The sequence below is a fragment of the Pseudomonas sp. NPDC088414 genome, from assembly GCF_044753325.1.
In the GTDB taxonomy this organism is placed as follows: domain Bacteria; phylum Pseudomonadota; class Gammaproteobacteria; order Pseudomonadales; family Pseudomonadaceae; genus Aquipseudomonas.
This window is the reverse complement of sequence record NZ_JBIVMY010000005.1, coordinates 21,342-36,581: the sequence shown is the minus strand read 5'-3', so window position 1 is coordinate 36,581 and position 15,240 is coordinate 21,342. Positions and strand designations below refer to the sequence as shown.

16 protein-coding genes, 1 tRNA gene and 1 pseudogene are annotated in these 15,240 nt (G+C 59.9%); 6 read left to right on the top strand and 12 right to left on the bottom strand.

Features of this window, described 5'->3' with window-relative positions; all coding sequences use genetic code 11:
* Positions 1-2 precede the first annotated feature (2 nt).
* Positions 3-776 (bottom strand): ABC transporter ATP-binding protein, encoded by a 774-nt coding sequence (locus tag ACIP8I_RS07775; RefSeq protein ID WP_007961695.1) that lies wholly within the window; start codon positions 774-776, stop codon positions 3-5.
* A 552-nt stretch (positions 777-1,328) separates the two neighbouring features.
* Here ACIP8I_RS07775 and gabP point away from each other — a divergent pair.
* Positions 1,329-2,720 carry a GABA permease gene (gene gabP, locus ACIP8I_RS07770; protein ID WP_007961696.1) on the top strand — a complete coding sequence of 464 codons (1,392 nt, stop codon included), beginning with the start codon at positions 1,329-1,331 and terminating at the stop codon, positions 2,718-2,720.
* Positions 2,721-2,816: 96 nt separating this feature from the next.
* Here the strand turns inward: gabP and ACIP8I_RS07765 are convergent, their stop codons facing one another.
* The 5 genes from ACIP8I_RS07765 to ACIP8I_RS07745 form a co-directional block, all read right to left on the bottom strand.
* Positions 2,817-2,984, bottom strand: coding sequence for a hypothetical protein (locus ACIP8I_RS07765; protein ID WP_179294949.1), 168 nt, complete (start codon positions 2,982-2,984; stop codon positions 2,817-2,819).
* A 44-nt stretch (positions 2,985-3,028) separates the two neighbouring features.
* Positions 3,029-3,481: a hypothetical protein gene (locus ACIP8I_RS07760; protein WP_003220723.1), complete on the bottom strand. Its 453-nt coding sequence runs from the start codon at positions 3,479-3,481 to the stop codon at positions 3,029-3,031.
* A 6-nt stretch (positions 3,482-3,487) separates the two neighbouring features.
* Positions 3,488-3,901 (bottom strand): hypothetical protein, encoded by a 414-nt coding sequence (locus ACIP8I_RS07755; protein ID WP_400760000.1) that lies wholly within the window; start codon positions 3,899-3,901, stop codon positions 3,488-3,490.
* Positions 3,902-3,929: 28 nt separating this feature from the next.
* Positions 3,930-4,904, bottom strand: a complete 975-nt coding sequence (locus ACIP8I_RS07750; protein ID WP_400759998.1) for an alpha/beta fold hydrolase — start codon at positions 4,902-4,904, stop codon at positions 3,930-3,932.
* 67 nt (positions 4,905-4,971) lie between these two features.
* On the bottom strand, positions 4,972-6,030 hold the full coding sequence (locus ACIP8I_RS07745; RefSeq protein ID WP_400760240.1) for a YhcG family protein: 1,059 nt from the start codon (positions 6,028-6,030) through the stop codon (positions 4,972-4,974).
* Positions 6,031-6,288: 258 nt separating this feature from the next.
* Here ACIP8I_RS07745 and ACIP8I_RS07740 point away from each other — a divergent pair, with 258 nt between their 5' ends.
* Entirely contained in the window at positions 6,289-6,738 is a 450-nt protein-coding gene (locus ACIP8I_RS07740) for a carboxypeptidase regulatory-like domain-containing protein (protein WP_400759995.1), read from the top strand.
* 50 nt (positions 6,739-6,788) lie between these two features.
* Here the strand turns inward: ACIP8I_RS07740 and ACIP8I_RS07735 are convergent, their stop codons facing one another.
* From ACIP8I_RS07735 to ACIP8I_RS07710, 6 genes are all read right to left on the bottom strand, one after another.
* On the bottom strand, positions 6,789-7,139 hold the full coding sequence (locus tag ACIP8I_RS07735; RefSeq protein WP_400759994.1) for a hypothetical protein: 351 nt from the start codon (positions 7,137-7,139) through the stop codon (positions 6,789-6,791).
* Between the two features lie 166 nt (positions 7,140-7,305).
* Positions 7,306-7,381, bottom strand: a tRNA-Phe gene (locus tag ACIP8I_RS07730).
* A gap of 103 nt (positions 7,382-7,484) precedes the next feature.
* Entirely contained in the window at positions 7,485-7,757 is a 273-nt protein-coding gene (locus ACIP8I_RS07725; protein WP_003220737.1) for an oxidative damage protection protein, read from the bottom strand.
* Positions 7,754-8,821 carry an A/G-specific adenine glycosylase gene (gene mutY / locus ACIP8I_RS07720; protein ID WP_400759993.1) on the bottom strand — a complete coding sequence of 356 codons (1,068 nt, stop codon included), beginning with the start codon at positions 8,819-8,821 and terminating at the stop codon, positions 7,754-7,756. The genes ACIP8I_RS07725 and mutY overlap by 4 nt, the downstream gene beginning before the upstream one ends.
* Positions 8,818-11,040, bottom strand: a complete 2,223-nt coding sequence (locus ACIP8I_RS07715) for an AsmA family protein (RefSeq protein ID WP_400759991.1) — start codon at positions 11,038-11,040, stop codon at positions 8,818-8,820. The genes mutY and ACIP8I_RS07715 overlap by 4 nt, the downstream gene beginning before the upstream one ends.
* A 78-nt stretch (positions 11,041-11,118) precedes the next feature.
* Complete coding sequence (locus ACIP8I_RS07710; RefSeq protein ID WP_400759989.1) at positions 11,119-11,523, bottom strand: acetyl-CoA sensor PanZ family protein; 405 nt, start codon at positions 11,521-11,523, stop codon at positions 11,119-11,121.
* A 223-nt stretch (positions 11,524-11,746) separates the two neighbouring features.
* Between ACIP8I_RS07710 and ACIP8I_RS07705 the strand changes: the two genes are divergently transcribed.
* From ACIP8I_RS07705 to ACIP8I_RS07690, 4 genes and pseudogenes are all read left to right on the top strand, one after another.
* Positions 11,747-13,411, top strand: coding sequence for an OFA family MFS transporter (locus tag ACIP8I_RS07705; protein ID WP_103368307.1), 1,665 nt, complete (start codon positions 11,747-11,749; stop codon positions 13,409-13,411).
* 273 nt (positions 13,412-13,684) lie between these two features.
* The gene (gene hisB / locus ACIP8I_RS07700; protein WP_007909204.1) at positions 13,685-14,278 is read left to right on the top strand and encodes an imidazoleglycerol-phosphate dehydratase HisB; all 594 of its coding nucleotides are present in this window, start codon (positions 13,685-13,687) and stop codon (positions 14,276-14,278) included.
* Entirely contained in the window at positions 14,278-14,916 is a 639-nt protein-coding gene (gene hisH, locus ACIP8I_RS07695) for an imidazole glycerol phosphate synthase subunit HisH (RefSeq protein ID WP_007961712.1), read from the top strand. Before hisB ends, hisH begins: the two co-directional genes overlap by 1 nt.
* Positions 14,917-15,105, top strand: a pseudogene (locus ACIP8I_RS07690) (DUF2164 family protein); the annotation flags it as partial.
* Positions 15,106-15,240: the final 135 nt, after the last annotated feature.

The following is a 15,240-nucleotide window of genomic DNA, read 5'->3' as shown; positions in this document are numbered from 1 at the left end:
CGTTAGCGGTTGCTGGACATGAATTGTTTGCAGCGCGCCGAAAGCGGGTTTTCGAACACCTGCTGAGGCGATCCTTGCTCTTCCACCAGCCCCTGGTGGAGGAACACCACTTCGCTGGAGACCTGACGGGCAAAGCCCATTTCGTGGGTCACCAACAGCATGGTACGGCCTTCTTCGGCCAGTGCGCGGATGACACTAAGTACTTCCTGAACCATTTCCGGGTCAAGGGCGGAGGTGGGCTCGTCGAACAGAATCACCTTCGGCTGCATCGCCAGCGTGCGGGCAATCGCCGCGCGTTGTTGCTGACCACCGGACAATTGCGCCGGGTAGGCATGGCGCTTGTCGGCGATGCCGACCTTGGCCAGCAGCGCTTCGGCGACTTCGATGGCCTCGGCTTTGCTCTGGCCGAGCACGCGGCGCGGGGCTTCGATGATGTTGTCGAGCACGCTCATGTGCGGCCACAGATTAAAGTTTTGAAATACAAAACCAATCTCGGAGCGCAGGCGGTTGATCTGTTTGCCATCAGCGGCAACCAGTTCGCCATTCTTGGCGGGCTTGAGCTTGAGTTCTTCACCAGCCACCAGAATCTGACCCTGGTGCGGGTTTTCCAACAGGTTGATGCAACGCAGGAACGTGGACTTGCCGGAACCGGAGGAACCGAGGATCGAGATCACATCGCCGTCGCGGGCGGTCAGCGAGATGCCTTTGAGCACCTCAAGCTGTCCGTAGCGTTTGTGCAAGTTGCGGATTTCAAGCGCGGGCGTGGCCTCAGCCATGTGCGTTCCTCATATATGTTGCGCTCCTGCTGTTGGCGGGCCTTCCTGGCGAGGCGGCCAAGCTAGCATAGCGTTTCAATGGCAGCCAACAGCGCTACGGGCGGTAAGCGGATGGCGTGTGGCAGGTTGTCGCATCGGCACAGCAGACTGTCGCCCCATCAACAACCGAACGGGTGTTTGATCGTGAAAACCCGAGGGCGTTGCGTAAAAAAAGGCGCGATGTTGCCAGCTTTGGCGGGGTGTTGGAAGCGCTATCCGGCTGAACGTACACGATTCGCCCTTTAATTGTGCATCCCACACTTTTTCAGTGTGTTTCTGGTGCGCTGATTCGTCTGAAAAGTGAGTCGCAGGGTAACGCTCTGGCGAATAGCCATTAATCTCAAGGACTTGCGATGACTGTCCGGTCGCGCGCAAAGCCGCGGAGCAGAAGAGTTTGAAACATTTTGGCGCATTTATTGCGTGCAGAATCTGGAACGCCCCGTTGGTTTCTTTTTACGAGAAGGAAAACCAGACAGGACGGACGCAATCGCTTTCCTCGCAAAGGTAGTTTCGATGAGCAGTACCCCAAGCTCCAATGGCCTCGAACAGGGGCTCAAACCGCGTCATGTGACCATGTTGTCGATCGCCGGTGTTATCGGCGCCGGTCTGTTCGTTGGCTCCGGCCACGCGATCGCTGCCGCCGGCCCCGCCGTGCTGCTGGCCTACGCCGCCGCCGGTACCCTGGTGGTGCTGGTGATGCGCATGCTCGGTGAGATGGCTGTCGCCTCGCCCGACACCGGCTCGTTTTCGACATACGCCGACCGTGCCATCGGGCACTGGGCCGGTTTCACCATCGGCTGGTTGTACTGGTGGTTCTGGGTATTGGTGATTCCGCTGGAAGCCAACGCCGCTGCGACCATCCTCCATGCCTGGTTCCCGGGGATCGAGATCTGGGCCTTCGCCTTGATCATCACCATGCTGCTGACGGTCACCAACCTGTTCAGCGTAAAAAACTACGGTGAATTCGAGTTCTGGTTCGCCCTGATCAAAGTCCTGGCGATCATCGGCTTCATCATCCTTGGCCTCGCGGCAATCTTCGGTTTCCTGCCGAACAGCCAGGTCAGCGGCGTGTCGCACCTGTTCGACTCCGGCGGCTTCCTGCCCAACGGCATGGGCGCGGTACTGGGTGCAATCCTGACTACCATGTTCTCGTTCATGGGTACCGAGATCGTGACCATCGCGGCAGCGGAATCGAAGAACCCGGGCAAGCAGATCTCCAAGGCGACCAACTCGGTGATCTGGCGGATCGGCCTGTTCTATCTGGTATCGATTTTCATCGTTGTGGCCTTGGTGCCATGGAACGATCCTACGCTGGCCAACCTCGGTTCCTACCAGACCGTGCTTGAGCGCATGGGCATTCCGAACGCGAAAATGATCGTCGACATCGTAGTGCTGGTCGCGGTCACCAGTTGCCTGAACTCGGCGCTGTACACCTCGTCGCGCATGCTGTTCTCCCTTGGCAAGCGCGGTGATGCACCGGCGATGTCGACTCGGGTCAACAAAAGCGGCACGCCTTACTGGGCCGTCATGCTGTCGACCGGCGCGGCGTTCCTCTGCACCTTCGCCAACTATGTAGCCCCGGCTGCCGTGTTCGAATTCCTGCTGGCCAGCTCCGGCGCCATTGCACTGCTGGTGTACCTGGTGATCGCGTTCTCGCAACTGCGCATGCGTAAACAACGCATGGCCCGCGGCGAGAAAATCGTCTTCAGCATGTGGCTGTTCCCGGGCCTGACCTACGCGGTGATCATCTTCATCGTCGCGGCACTGACCATCATGCTGTTCCAGGAAGCCCACCGCGTGGAAATCCTCGCAACCGGTCTGCTGAGCCTCATGGTAGTCGCCGCCGGCCTGCTGGTAGCACGCCGTCGCAAGCTGGAAAACCGTGGTGCGGTGGTGTTGAACTGATCCGCAACGCGTAATGCAAAACGGCCGCTGTCAGTGATGACGAGCGGCCGTTTTTGTTTGTGCTGCAGGTGGCGAAACATCGCCACATATCCGTAATCAGCTTTGTTCTCGCAAGAGCATAAAGTCTGAGCTGCCTTTCTCTTCGTCGAACCATTCATCCCAAGTTGTTTCCTTGGGAGTTTTAACGGTTTTGCTTTGAAGGGTCGCAGCTGAGTCTTCTGATTTCGGCAATTGTCCATCCTTGCATGAAGCTGTCTTCTTCACCTGACCTCCTTTTTTGATCGTGCGTGAATGTCAGGTGCAAAAAGTTACTCGGCTTTGGGGGCGCTGTCCTCCAGCGACTTGCCATAAGTATCCAGCGCAATCCCGAAATCGGTGATGAACTGTGGCTCGGTCAGCCAGGCCTGGGCGGTTTCGATGTCCATGCCGTCGGCCCACATGCGGTAGTCGATCAGCATGTCGGCGGCCAGGTGAGTGGCGGCCATGCCTTCGTTCTCGGCGTTTTCCATGTCCAGCAGCTCTGGATGGTCAACGATGATGAACGCCAGTTCGCGCAGCAGGGTCAGCAGCATTTCGTTGCGGCTGACGGCTTCGGCATCGCGCATTTTGCTGAACATTGCGAGGGTGTATTCCGGGATCGGCTCGTCCAGATGCCCGAGGTTGTCGTCCTGGTCCAGCGGCTTACGGCCGACCATGCGGATGTGCTTGGCTTTGGCCTTGGCGCGTTTGGCGCGTTTCTGTTGCTTGTTCAGGGATGCCATGGGAACTCAGTTCTTCTGTTGGGTGTGTGTGGCGATTGCGTCGGACGCCGCCACATAGTCGGCCTGGAAGGCTGGGGATTCGATCCACGCCAGGGCGCCGGCTTCGTCGGTTTCTTGCGACCACTGGCGATACTCGATCAGCGCGGCGAGGATGAAATCCATCGCGCCTTCTTCGCCTTCCTGCTCGTAAACCAGTTCCAGCAGCGGGTCTTCGAGGAACGTGGTGCACATGGCTTGCTGGCTGATCTTCTCGGCATCGATCATTTTCTTGAACAGCTCGGTCAGGTCCACCGACTCGAAGTCGATGCGGTCATCGTTCGGGTCCAGTTCGACCGGCGCCTCGGCGCGTTTGCTGCGGTTCTGCTTGGCCTTGGTCTTGGCCCGGGCGGCGCGTTTTTGCTGCTTGTTGGCGGAGGCCATGGTGTGTTCCGTGGTGCGTTGAAAGGGCTCAGCTGCTTGGCACTGGCCGCCCGGGTGTGTCGGGGGCCAGCTCGCCGGTTTGCAGCCAGGTCAGAGCGATGGGCCATAGTGTGGCTTGGTATGCGCTGCGAAAAAAGGCGAAATGTCCGACTTGTTGTTCGCCGATGTCCTGCGGCTCGATGCGCAAGTGGGTTTTGTGCGCATGACTGAAGTAGCCGAGCAGGCGTTCGATGGCTGGGATGGTGCCGTACGGGTCGTCGCTAATGCTGATCGCCAAGGTCTTTGCGCGGACATTGGCGAAGGGCAGGCGACCGCTTGCCTTCAGCAGTCGGCGGCCGCTCGGACGCTGCTCGTAGCGCGCGGCAGGCGTGCTCCAGTCGCGTACGACGCCGGCGGGCGTGTCCTCCAGCCAGCCGAGGCGCTTACCCGGGAAATAGCCACAGATGCGCGTCAGCAGCGGCATCAGCAAATGCCATTTACCAAACATGCGCCAGCGCTGTTCCGGCGCGTAGTCGCGCCAGTAAGCGAACTGCGCGCCGACCGTCACCAGCCGACGAATGACCTGCCCGGATTCGCCAAGTCCCGCCGCGCAACCGCCGAAACTGTGGCCGACCACATCGACGGGCTGGCCGGGGAATTCCCGTTGCGCGCGCCTGAGCATCGCTTCGAAATCCAGCGCGCCCCAGTCGGTCCATGAGGCTTCAAGACCTTTCAGGATTGCCGGGCGCGATTCGCCGATGCCTCGGTAGTCGTAGGTGATCACGTCGAAGCCGTTGGCGAACAGGTAATCGGCGAAGCGCGAGTAATGTCGGCAGCGGACTGAGGTGGCGGCGTTGATGATGACAACCGGTCGCTGGATGTCGGGCGGGGCGTGCCGCCAGGTGAAACCGCCGAGCACAAAGCCATCGGCGGCGACTTCCTTGAAGGCCTCACCTTGTTTGCCTGTCAACGCCGGTGACGGTGACTGCATGTCTTGCATTGCTGGGGCATCCTGACAGCTCATCGCTTTCGACCCTTTCGGGGAGCTGTCAACAATAGCCTTCGCGCCACACGGGAACAATCCGCCGTTTCTATTCAGCGGATTGCAGGAGCAGGCGCTCTTCGATCAGGGCCTGTTCCCGATTGAGTTCGGCGCGCAGTTCTTCCTCACTCGGCAGTATGGTTTTGTAACTGCTGGCGAACAGTTGCTCATTGCCCTTGAGCATCGAGTAACGCGCGACCGAGTCGTTGCTCTCTGCACACAGAATGATCCCGACTGTCGGCTTGTCGCCTTCGCTGCGCTTGAGTTCGTCGTACATGCGCACGTACATGTCCATTTGTCCGACGTCGCGAGCGCTGAGCCTTCCGCTCTTGAGCTCAATGATCACGAAGCATTTGAGCAAATAGTTGTAGAACACCAGGTCGATGTACAGATCTACATCATGAGTACTGAGGCGTGGCTGGCGAGCGACAAAGGAAAATCCCTTGCCGAGCTCAAGAAGGAAGCCTTGCAAGTGTTCGATGAGAGCCTGTTCAAGAGCATCCTCTCTGATCTTGCAGGGCGCAGGCAGCCCGAGAAACTCAAGCAGGACGGGGTCGCGAATGAATTCGCGTGGATTGTTTTTCATCGCCTCAATGTTGATCGAGGCTTCTTCAACCACATCGGCCTTGTCTCGACTCATCAGGAGCCGCTCGTAGTAGAGCGTATTGATCTGGCGATCAAGCGCGCGGCTGGACCAGTTCAGGTTGGCGGATTCTTCCACGTACCATTGACGTGCTTTTGCGTTTTCGACCCGTAACAGCCTGCGATAGTGAGTCCAGCTCAATTCGAGACGCAGTGCGTCTCGAATTGGGAATGACTGATAAAACAGGCGCATCTTGCGAAGATTGGTTTCATCAAACCCCTTCCCGAACTGCGCCGTCAGATCCTTCGCCAACAAGGCCAGCAACCGCTTGCCATACCCCGCCCGCTGCGCCCCTTGCTGTTCAAACTCGACAATATGCCGGCCGATCTGCCAGCAGGTCTGGACTTGAATCGTATCAACCGCACGCAGCACTTTTTGCCGCGCCTGGCGGATCAGTTCGCCCAACTCTCCCAGCAATGAATCGATTTTCGGGTCTTGCGCATCATCAGTTTTTAACGGGTTCATCGGGTCTTCCGCATCATTGGAAACAGACGCAAAAGCATGCCGGGATTCACCGCTCGGCGATGTCGGGCGAGCTTGTGAAGTCAGCAGGAAGGCGGGATGGGTCGTGCAGGACGTTGCCGGCAAAAGGCGTATTGATAGCAATGGTCTGTAGTCCATTTCGTACATGCGCCAAGTACCAATCAATCTAAAACAAGCCTTGCGGTGCCAAATCTAAAAAAGGGTAACGATTGGGTTCTTCAGAACCCGGGAGTCGCCATCATGAAAAACATTCGTTCATTCATGCTGCCGCTCGCTGCTGTCGGTTGGCTGCTGTTGCCTGGCATGTCCCAGGCCGCCAACCTGGAACCGGTCGACAGTGCCGGCGTGCAAATCCAGCAACAACAGCAAAACGGCATCAACTACCTGTCCGGCGGGATTGGCCTGGACGAGTCAAAAGCCATTCAGCAAACCCCCGGTTACAACCTGCACATGACGTTTGCGGTGGGCGCGCAAGACCAGTACACCGCGGATGTCGATGTGACGATTCAAAAGGCACCGGGGCAAACCGTGCTGACCCTCACTCAAACGGGGCCGCTGGTGTACGTGCAATTGCCACCCGGTAAATACACTGTGCTCGCCACACGCAATGGCGAAACACGGCGTGACGTGACAGACGTTGGCAGCGGCACTGCGCGCAATCTGGTGTTCCACTGGAATGACGCTGGATAACGTCGGGCGTATTGAAAAGTCGAGGCGCGGGTACAATCCCGCGCCTTCCTTTACCCCCGCGTACGCTTGGCCTTCTGCTTGTCGCCGGGTTCGCGCGCCATTCGGTGAATCCACAATCCAATCCAGCCGACGGCTATCAGGAACAGGGTGCCAACGCACTGCGACACGATCTCGAACCAGAACATTCGGGGTTGCTGCGCCAGGGTGTAGGTATGCCGGGGGCCGGTTCGGTTCCAGGTCGTGATGGAGCCGCTGATCAAGCTGTGGACGATAAGATAAATCGACGCGCCGATGAGGAAGGCGATCAATACGCCGACCAGCACCGTCAGCCAGAGTGCAATCCGGCTCTGGCGATAGGGTGGTGGATGGGGCAGGGGCACGCGGGTTCTTTTCTGGTTCATCGGGCGGATGACCCTCTTCCATAAGGTGCGGCCAAAGTAGCGCGGATCGCCTTTGTTCGAAACCCGTCGCGCATTTGCGCAGCCCAGGAAAAAGGCTGGAATGAGCCGTCATCAAATCGCAGGCATAAAAAAACCCTGAATCTTGCGATTCAGGGTTTTCGGTATTTGGTGCCCAGAGACGGAATCGAACCGCCGACACGGGGATTTTCAATCCCCTGCTCTACCGACTGAGCTATCTGGGCAACGGGGCGCATTAAAAGGGTTTTTCGGATTTACGTCAACGACTTTTTTAAAATTTCTTAAATTAATTCCGTCGCTTACGATTCGCCCCCCGATTTTGCGGGTTTACTCCGCAGGCGGAACGTAGCCTTCAGCTTTGGCGTAATCCTCGCCGGAGAAGTACTTGTCCATTTCGCCCTGAAGATATTTGCGGTCTTCGGCATTCATCATGTTCAGACGTTTTTCGTTGATCAGCAGGGTCTGGTGCTTCTGCCAGTCGGCCCAGGCCTTGGCCGATACGTGGTCAAAAATATCCTGACCTTTGGCACCCGGGAAAGGAGCGCGTTCCAGCGCGGGCAGTTCTTCTTTGTACTTGCGGCACATGATGGTGCGGGTCATGACGACTCTCCTGCGTTCAATACGGCGGCCGCGCGTTCGAGCAAGGTTTTGACCGGGGCGGCAAGGCCCAGGCGCGGCGGGGTGGCGAGGTTATACCAGAGCCAGTCGGCCTCGGCCACGTGGTGACCGGCCTCTTGCACCTGAACCAGCCAGGGTTCAATGGACAGCTGGAAATGGCTGAAGGTGTGGATGAGGCTTGGCAGCGCCTGCTGCTCGCCCATGGTCAGCGAGTGCTGGTCGGCCAGATGTTGCAGGTCGTCGAGATCGTCGAGTTCCGGCAGGCTCCATAAGCCGCCCCAAAGCCCCGTGGACGGGCGGCGATAAAGCAGAATCGCGCCTTCGCCGTTGGCCAGCAATGGCATCAGCGTGCGTTTCTGCGGGATGGCCTTGCGCGGTTTGGGGATCGGGTAGCGCGTCTCCAGGCCGAGCATGTGCGCCTCGCAGCCCTTTTCCAGCGGACACAGCAGGCAGCTCGGTTTGCTGCGCGTACACAGCGTGGCGCCGAGATCCATCATCGCCTGGGTGTAGGCGTTGACCCGATCGTGCGGCGTAAAACGCTCTGCATTGGCCCACAGCTGTTTGGTGACCTTCGGTTCCCCCGGGTAACCCTCCTGCGCGGTAAAACGCGCCAGAACGCGTTTGACGTTGCCATCGAGGATCGGCGCGCGCAGGCCCATGCTGATGCTGGCGATAGCCCCGGCGGTGGACAGGCCGATCCCCGGCAGATCCGTCAGCTTTTCGACGTCCCGCGGAAACTCGCCGTCGTACTGGCTGACGACGATCTTCGCGGTTTTTTGCAGATTGCGCGCGCGGGTGTAGTAACCGAGCCCGGTCCACAGGTGCAGCACTTCATCCTCCGGCGCTTCGGCCAGCGCTTGCACCGTTGGCAGCGCGGCCATGAAGCGGTCGAAGTAATTGAGCACGGTGCTGACCTGGGTCTGCTGCAACATGATCTCCGACACCCACACCCGGTACGGATTGATGTCTTGCTGCCAAGGCAAATCGTGGCGGCCGTGGCGGTCGAACCATTCCAGCACCGCCGTGGAAAACTGCTCCGCTCTCATCGCTTGAACAGCCCCTTCAATGCGTTTTTCAATTCCGGGCTGACCTTGTCGCCGAGTTTTTCATCGATCTTCTCGCTGAGTTTGTCACCGGCCATTTTGGTCGCGACCTGGCCGAGACGTTCGTTATCCACACGGCAGGCCTTGGCGCCCAGCTCCAGCGGGCCACGGCAGCGCAGCGGCCACTCGATGCCGACGAATTTCTCGCCGACCTGACAGGCCGGATCCGGCATCGCGCTGGTGTCGCCTTCGACGATGATGCCGACGCGGTAATCCATGCCCAGCACGCGCAGGTCGATGTCGCCATCGCCGTTGACGGTCATGCCAGGGATGCGCACTTTCAGGTCCGGGTTGCTGGCGATACCGTTGCGGAAGGTCAGGTTGCCCTTGAGTTCCTGAAACGGCGTGTCCTTGCCCCGCGGCTCGCCGCTGAGGGTTTTGCGGTTGAGGGTGGCGATGCCTTTGCACAGTTGCTGTTCAAGGTTGGCGTTGAGCAGTACACCGTTGTTGATCACGAAACTGGCGTTGCCGTTGAGGGTTTCGATCAGCGCCTGTTGGCTGTTGCCGCTGCCGGTGAGGCTGCTGGTCAGTGTGACCAGTCCTTTGACCGGCGGATTCTTGCCCTGGCTTTCGAGGATTTTCTCGGCCGGCACGCGGTTGATCCTGGTTTGCAGGTTCAGCACCGGCGCACTTGGGCGAACGTCGAGTGTGCCCTTGGCTTCGAAGTCGCCGTTGTACAGGCCGCCCCGCAGGTTCTCCAGGGTCAGCAGGCCGCCCTGGCCAGTGGCTTTGAGCGCGGCATTCTGAATCGGCAGTTTGTCGAGGGTCAGTTGGCCGAAGGTCAGGTCGGCATCGACGTCGAGTTTGGCCAGACGCTCGACCGGTAGCAGGCGCTCGGTGCTCCAGGCGCTTTTGCTTGGCTTGTCCGGCAGCGGTGTGCTGCCGGCGCCGGCCATGGCATCGGCTTCGGTGCTGGCGACTTCGGCCTGACGCACTTGCGTGGCGTTTTTGGCTTTTTCCGATTTCGGCGGCAGGTAGCGGTCGACGTCGAACGTGTCAGCCTTGAGGATCGCGCGCAGCGACTGCTTGGCGAAATCTTCCACGGCAATGCGCCCGCTGAAGCTGCTGTCGTCGAGTTTCAGGTTGATGTTGTCGAAGGCGACGCTGGTTGGCGTGGCGGCCACGCGGCTGACCAGTTCGACCTTGCTCAGGCTGCCGGGCGCCATGGCTGGCAACGTCTGGCCGATGCTGTCGACAAATTTCGCCAGATCGAACTGGGCGATCGAGATTCCGCCAGTGATCTGCGGGGTCTTGTCGAGGTCGTTGGCTTTCAGCTCACCGAGGGCACGCAACTGGTTGGCGGAGATCTTGATCCCGGTCCATTCGGCGACGTTCGCTGCCTTGTCCAGGGAAATCTGGCCTTGGGCGGAGAAGGTCATGGCCTTGCCCTGTAGTGGGTCGCCGGTCAGTTCGCCGGACAGTTTCATGTCTTCGAACTTGTAGCGCTGCAAGGCTCGCTCGATGCGCAGCTCGCCGTTGAGTTCGGTACGCACGCGCAACACAGGCTGATTGGTGCTGAGGAACGCCGTGGCTTTCAGCGGAATGTTGGTCGAATCGTGTACCGCACCGGTGCTCAGCTGGATGCTTTCGGCACTGTACTGTTTGCCGGTCTGCTCGTCGTTGTATTCCACCCGGGCGTTGTTGACGGTCAGGCTGTCGATGTCGAGGCGGATCGGCTGCGGCGGTTTTTCCGGCTGGGCGGCCTCTGCAATAGGCGGGCTGGCAGGCGTCGGGCTGCCGGCAGGCGTGGCGGGAGGTGGCAGCTTGCCGATGTCTTCCCAGTTGCCGTGGCCGTTCTTGTCGCGTTTGAGGCGCAGGTTCAGGCCTTCGACGCGCACATCGCTCATCTGCACTTCGCGGCGCAACAGCGGCAGCACGCGCACGGACAGGCCGAGCATCTGCAGGTCGGCATACGGTTCGGTCGGGTTGATCAGGGTGGCGATGCTGGCCTCATGCAGTTCCAGGCCGAGCCACGGGAACAGGCTCCAGCCGATATCGCCATTGAGCGTCAGCTCGATGTGGGCCTTGTCGCGAGCTATCTGGCGAATCTCGTCTTTGTAGTCGTTGGGATCAAACAGGTGGGTCAGGGCGAAGCCCGCCGCCACAATGATCAGCAACAGCCCGAGAAGTACCAGACCCAGGATTTTGCCGAACGCTTTCATGGGCGAGTCCTTGTAGTTAGTCGAATTCGTAATTTAGCCGGGGAGTATAGCGCTGCATCCGCCCGGTTCGGGGCGCTGTCATGTCGCGATGACGTCCAGCGGCAATTGCAATTTGGTAGCCAGCGCCTGAGCTTCAAGGTGTCCGGCCGGTGCCAGCAGGCGCAGTTGGGCTCCCGCTTGCGACGCCATTTTCTGTGCTTGGTTCACCAGCCGCTCGGCTACCCCACGGCGCCGGGTGACTTTTCGTACACACAAATGTGACAAGTACCAAACCCTGTCGTGCCTTGTCAGGCGTGCTGCACCGAGCAGGCGATCGTTGAAACGTCCTGCAATCAAAGAGCCGTCAGCCAGGCTGTTTTCGATCAGTTGAGCGTCCCCGGAATACGGTGCGAATAGCCATTGCGGAGCGTCACGATAGATTTTTTGCAGGTCCTGTTGATCCTGGTAACTGGCATCGTTCAGCGCTTGGACAGCGATCGGCATGGCTTTTTCCTGTGGGGACGAGATCAGATGACACGAAAAAGGTGATATCAGTTTGGTTTTTCTGTCACGTGCAAATGGTAACCTTCGCCGGTTCGTCCGTCCTTCTGCGACTTAACGTCGCGCCTTCAAGGAGCTTCACCCGAAAAAACGGTCATGCCTGCGTGCATAAAGGCCGAGGGTGAGCAGTGGCTGGCGAACCATACTAATAATTGGGGGATACACAATGAGCACGAGCATCACGGCGGACGGCCTTCGCGCCGACCAGCCTGCGTTCCTGTCCAAGGAACGCATCATCGCCAAGCCCGGTTTCAACCGCTGGCTGGTTCCACCGGCCGCTCTGGCCATCCACCTGTGCATCGGCATGGCCTACGGTTTCTCGGTGTTCTGGTTGCCGCTGTCCAAGGCGCTGGGCGTCACCGCTCCGGTGGCTTGCGCACCGGACATGAGCTTCATCGCTCAGGTCTTCTCTTCGCAATGCGACTGGCCGATCTCCATGCTCGGCTGGATCTACACCCTGTTCTTCATCTTCCTCGGCTGCTCGGCAGCGATCTGGGGTGGCTGGCTGGAACACGCCGGGCCACGCAAGGCCGGTGTGGTATCGGCACTGTGCTGGTGCGGCGGTCTGCTGATCTCGGCACTGGGGATTTATACCCACCAGATCTGGCTGATGTGGATCGGCTCTGGCGTGATCGGTGGTATCGGTCTGGGCCTGGGCTACATTTCGCCGGTCTCGACCCTGATCAAGTGGTTCCCGGACAAGCGCGGCATGGCAACCGGCATGGCGATCATGGGTTTCGGTGGCGGCGCGATGGTCGGTGCACCGTTGGCGACTGCGCTGATGAGCCACTTCGCTTCGCCTGCCGGTGTCGGTGTGTGGCAGAGCTTCGTGGCCATGGCCGCGATCTACTTCGTGTTCATGATCGGTGGCGCCCTGGCTTACCGCGTGCCACCAACCGGCTGGAAGCCTGAAGGCTGGACCGCTCCGGCAAAGAAAGCCTCGAACGCGATGATCACTCACCGTCACGTGCACGTGAATGTGGCGTGGAAAACCCCGCAGTTCCGTCTGGTGTGGCTGGTGCTGTGCCTGAACGTATCGGCCGGTATCGGCATCCTCGGCATGGCTTCGCCACTGCTTCAGGAAGTGTTCGGCGGCAAGCTGCTGGGCGTCGACGTGCCGTTCGGTCAACTGGACGCCGGGCAACTGGCTTCGATCGCCGCGATCGCTGCCGGCTTCACCGGTCTGCTGAGCCTGTTCAACATCGGAGGCCGCTTCTTCTGGGCTTCGTTCTCGGACTACCTGGGACGCAAAAACACCTACTTCGTGTTCTTCGCCCTCGGTTTTGCCCTGTACGCGCTGATCCCGAACATGGGCCATCTGGGCAATGTTGCGCTGTTCGTGGCGGCGTTCTGCATCATTCTGTCGATGTACGGTGGTGGTTTCGCGACCGTTCCGGCGTATCTGGCCGACCTGTTCGGTACGCAGATGGTCGGTGCGATCCACGGTCGCCTGCTGACTGCCTGGGCCGCCGCCGGCGTGCTCGGTCCGGTGTTGGTGAACTACCTGCGTGAGTATCAGCTGAGCATCGGCGTTGAACGCGCCGCCGCTTACGACATCACTCTGTACATCCTCGCCGGCCTGCTGGTGCTGGGTTTCCTGTGCAACCTGCTGGTGCGTCCGGTGGCCGACAAGTACTTCATGACTGACGCTGAACTGGCTGCCGAACAGGCGCTGGGCCACGACAAAGGTGCTGATGCGAGCACCGTGCTGGAGTGGAAAGCCGCACCGGGCAGCAAGCCGCTGGCAATCGCTGCATGGCTGGTGGTGGGCATTCCGTTGGCGTGGGGTGTGTGGGTGACCCTGCAGAAGACGGCGGTACTGTTTCACTAAGGTGTTAGCTGGATAAACACCGAACCTGTGGGAGCGAGCTTGCTCGCGAAGGCGCAGTGTCAGTCGACATCAGTGTTGGCTGAACTACCGCATTCGCGAGCAAGCTCGCTCCCACATTTGTTTTCGGGGTGCCTGTAATGGCTTGTATGGACATGTCTACCCGCGACAGCCGGGCGTTCTATCCGTCAGGCATCTCACGTCGCGTGTTTCTGTTTCGGCCCCGCGTGCCTATAATGGCTGCCTTTTTCGCCCAATGATTTTGCGGAGCTGGTGATGGCCGAACGTAAGGCGTCTGTCGAGCGCGACACTCTGGAAACCCAGATCAAAGCCTCGATCAACCTTGATGGCACCGGAAAGGCCCGATTCGATATCGGAGTTCCTTTTCTTGAGCACATGCTGGATCAGATCGCCCGTCACGGGTTGATCGACCTGGATATTGAATGCAAGGGCGATCTGCATATCGACGACCACCATACTGTGGAAGACGTCGGTATCACCCTCGGCCAGGCCTTCGCCAAAGCCATCGGCGACAAGAAAGGCATCCGTCGCTACGGTCACGCCTACGTGCCGCTCGATGAAGCGCTGTCGCGCGTGGTGATCGACTTCTCCGGTCGTCCAGGCCTGCAGATGCACGTGCCTTACACCCGCGCCACTGTGGGCGGCTTCGACGTCGATCTGTTCCAGGAATTCTTCCAGGGCTTTGTCAACCACGCCTTGGTCAGCCTGCACATCGACAACCTGCGTGGCACCAACACCCACCACCAGATCGAAACCGTGTTCAAGGCTTTCGGCCGCGCCCTGCGCATGGCCGTCGAGCTGGATGAGCGCATGGCCGGGCAAATGCCATCGACCAAAGGCGTTCTGTAATGCAGACGGTTGCAGTTATCGACTACGGCATGGGCAACCTGCACTCGGTGGCCAAGGCCCTGGAGCACGTCGGCGCCGGCAAGGTGCTGATCACCAGCGATGCCGACGTGATCCGCGAAGCCGACCGGGTGGTATTCCCGGGCGTTGGCGCGATTCGCGATTGCATGGCAGAGATCCGTCGCCTCGGTTTCGATTCGCTGGTACGTGAAGTCAGCCAGGATCGTCCGTTTCTCGGCATCTGCGTCGGCATGCAAGCCCTGCTCGACAGCAGCGAAGAGAACGACGGCGTTGACTGCATCGGCCTGTTCCCGGGCGCGGTGAAGTTCTTCGGCAAAGACCTGCATGAAGACGGCGAGCACCTGAAAGTCCCGCACATGGGCTGGAACGAAGTGCAGCAGAAAGTCAGTCACCCGCTGTGGCACGACATTCCGGACATGGCGCGTTTCTACTTCGTGCACAGCTACTACATCGCCGCCGCCAACGCGCGGCAGGTGGTGGGCAGCGGTCATTACGGGGTCGATTTCGCCGCAGCGCTGGCCGAAGGCTCGCGTTTTGCCGTGCAGTTCCACCCGGAGAAGAGCCATACCCATGGCCTGCAATTGCTGCAGAACTTCGCCGCGTGGGACGGTCGCTGGTAAATGGCCGCCAAGAAGTCCAAACCGCCGATCCTGACCCTCACTCCCGAACAGGAGAGCGAGGCCAATCGCAAGATTCAGCGGTTCATGGAAGACCGTTTCGAACTCGACCTGGGTTCGTTCGAAGCGGCGGAAATTCTTGAGCTGTTTACCCGTGAAATTGCTCCGCACTATTACAACAGGGCGATTTTTGTGTTGGGGAGCCGCCGCCGAGTGGGGGGGGGGTGGGGGGGGTGGGGTGGGGGGGGGGGGGGGGGGGGGGGGGGTGGGGGGGGGGGGGGGGGGGGGGGGGGGGGGGGGGGGGGGGGGGGGGGGGGGGGGGGTGGG

What these genes read in the sequence shown, in the direction of transcription:
- ACIP8I_RS07775 (WP_007961695.1), bottom strand. Translation starts at nt 776, where the DNA reads ATGGCTGAGGCCACGCCCGCGCTTGAAATCCGCAACTTGCACAAACGC.
- gabP (WP_007961696.1), top strand. Translation starts at nt 1,329, where the DNA reads ATGAGCAGTACCCCAAGCTCCAATGGCCTCGAACAGGGGCTCAAACCG.
- ACIP8I_RS07760 (WP_003220723.1), bottom strand. Translation starts at nt 3,481, where the DNA reads ATGGCATCCCTGAACAAGCAACAGAAACGCGCCAAACGCGCCAAGGCC.
- ACIP8I_RS07755 (WP_400760000.1), bottom strand. Translation starts at nt 3,901, where the DNA reads ATGGCCTCCGCCAACAAGCAGCAAAAACGCGCCGCCCGGGCCAAGACC.
- ACIP8I_RS07750 (WP_400759998.1), bottom strand. Translation starts at nt 4,904, where the DNA reads ATGAGCTGTCAGGATGCCCCAGCAATGCAAGACATGCAGTCACCGTCA.
- ACIP8I_RS07745 (WP_400760240.1), bottom strand. Translation starts at nt 6,030, where the DNA reads ATGAACCCGTTAAAAACTGATGATGCGCAAGACCCGAAAATCGATTCA.
- ACIP8I_RS07740 (WP_400759995.1), top strand. Translation starts at nt 6,289, where the DNA reads ATGAAAAACATTCGTTCATTCATGCTGCCGCTCGCTGCTGTCGGTTGG.
- ACIP8I_RS07735 (WP_400759994.1), bottom strand. Translation starts at nt 7,139, where the DNA reads ATGAACCAGAAAAGAACCCGCGTGCCCCTGCCCCATCCACCACCCTAT.
- ACIP8I_RS07725 (WP_003220737.1), bottom strand. Translation starts at nt 7,757, where the DNA reads ATGACCCGCACCATCATGTGCCGCAAGTACAAAGAAGAACTGCCCGCG.
- mutY (WP_400759993.1), bottom strand. Translation starts at nt 8,821, where the DNA reads ATGAGAGCGGAGCAGTTTTCCACGGCGGTGCTGGAATGGTTCGACCGC.
- ACIP8I_RS07715 (WP_400759991.1), bottom strand. Translation starts at nt 11,040, where the DNA reads ATGAAAGCGTTCGGCAAAATCCTGGGTCTGGTACTTCTCGGGCTGTTG.
- ACIP8I_RS07710 (WP_400759989.1), bottom strand. Translation starts at nt 11,523, where the DNA reads ATGCCGATCGCTGTCCAAGCGCTGAACGATGCCAGTTACCAGGATCAA.
- ACIP8I_RS07705 (WP_103368307.1), top strand. Translation starts at nt 11,747, where the DNA reads ATGAGCACGAGCATCACGGCGGACGGCCTTCGCGCCGACCAGCCTGCG.
- hisB (WP_007909204.1), top strand. Translation starts at nt 13,685, where the DNA reads ATGGCCGAACGTAAGGCGTCTGTCGAGCGCGACACTCTGGAAACCCAG.
- hisH (WP_007961712.1), top strand. Translation starts at nt 14,278, where the DNA reads ATGCAGACGGTTGCAGTTATCGACTACGGCATGGGCAACCTGCACTCG.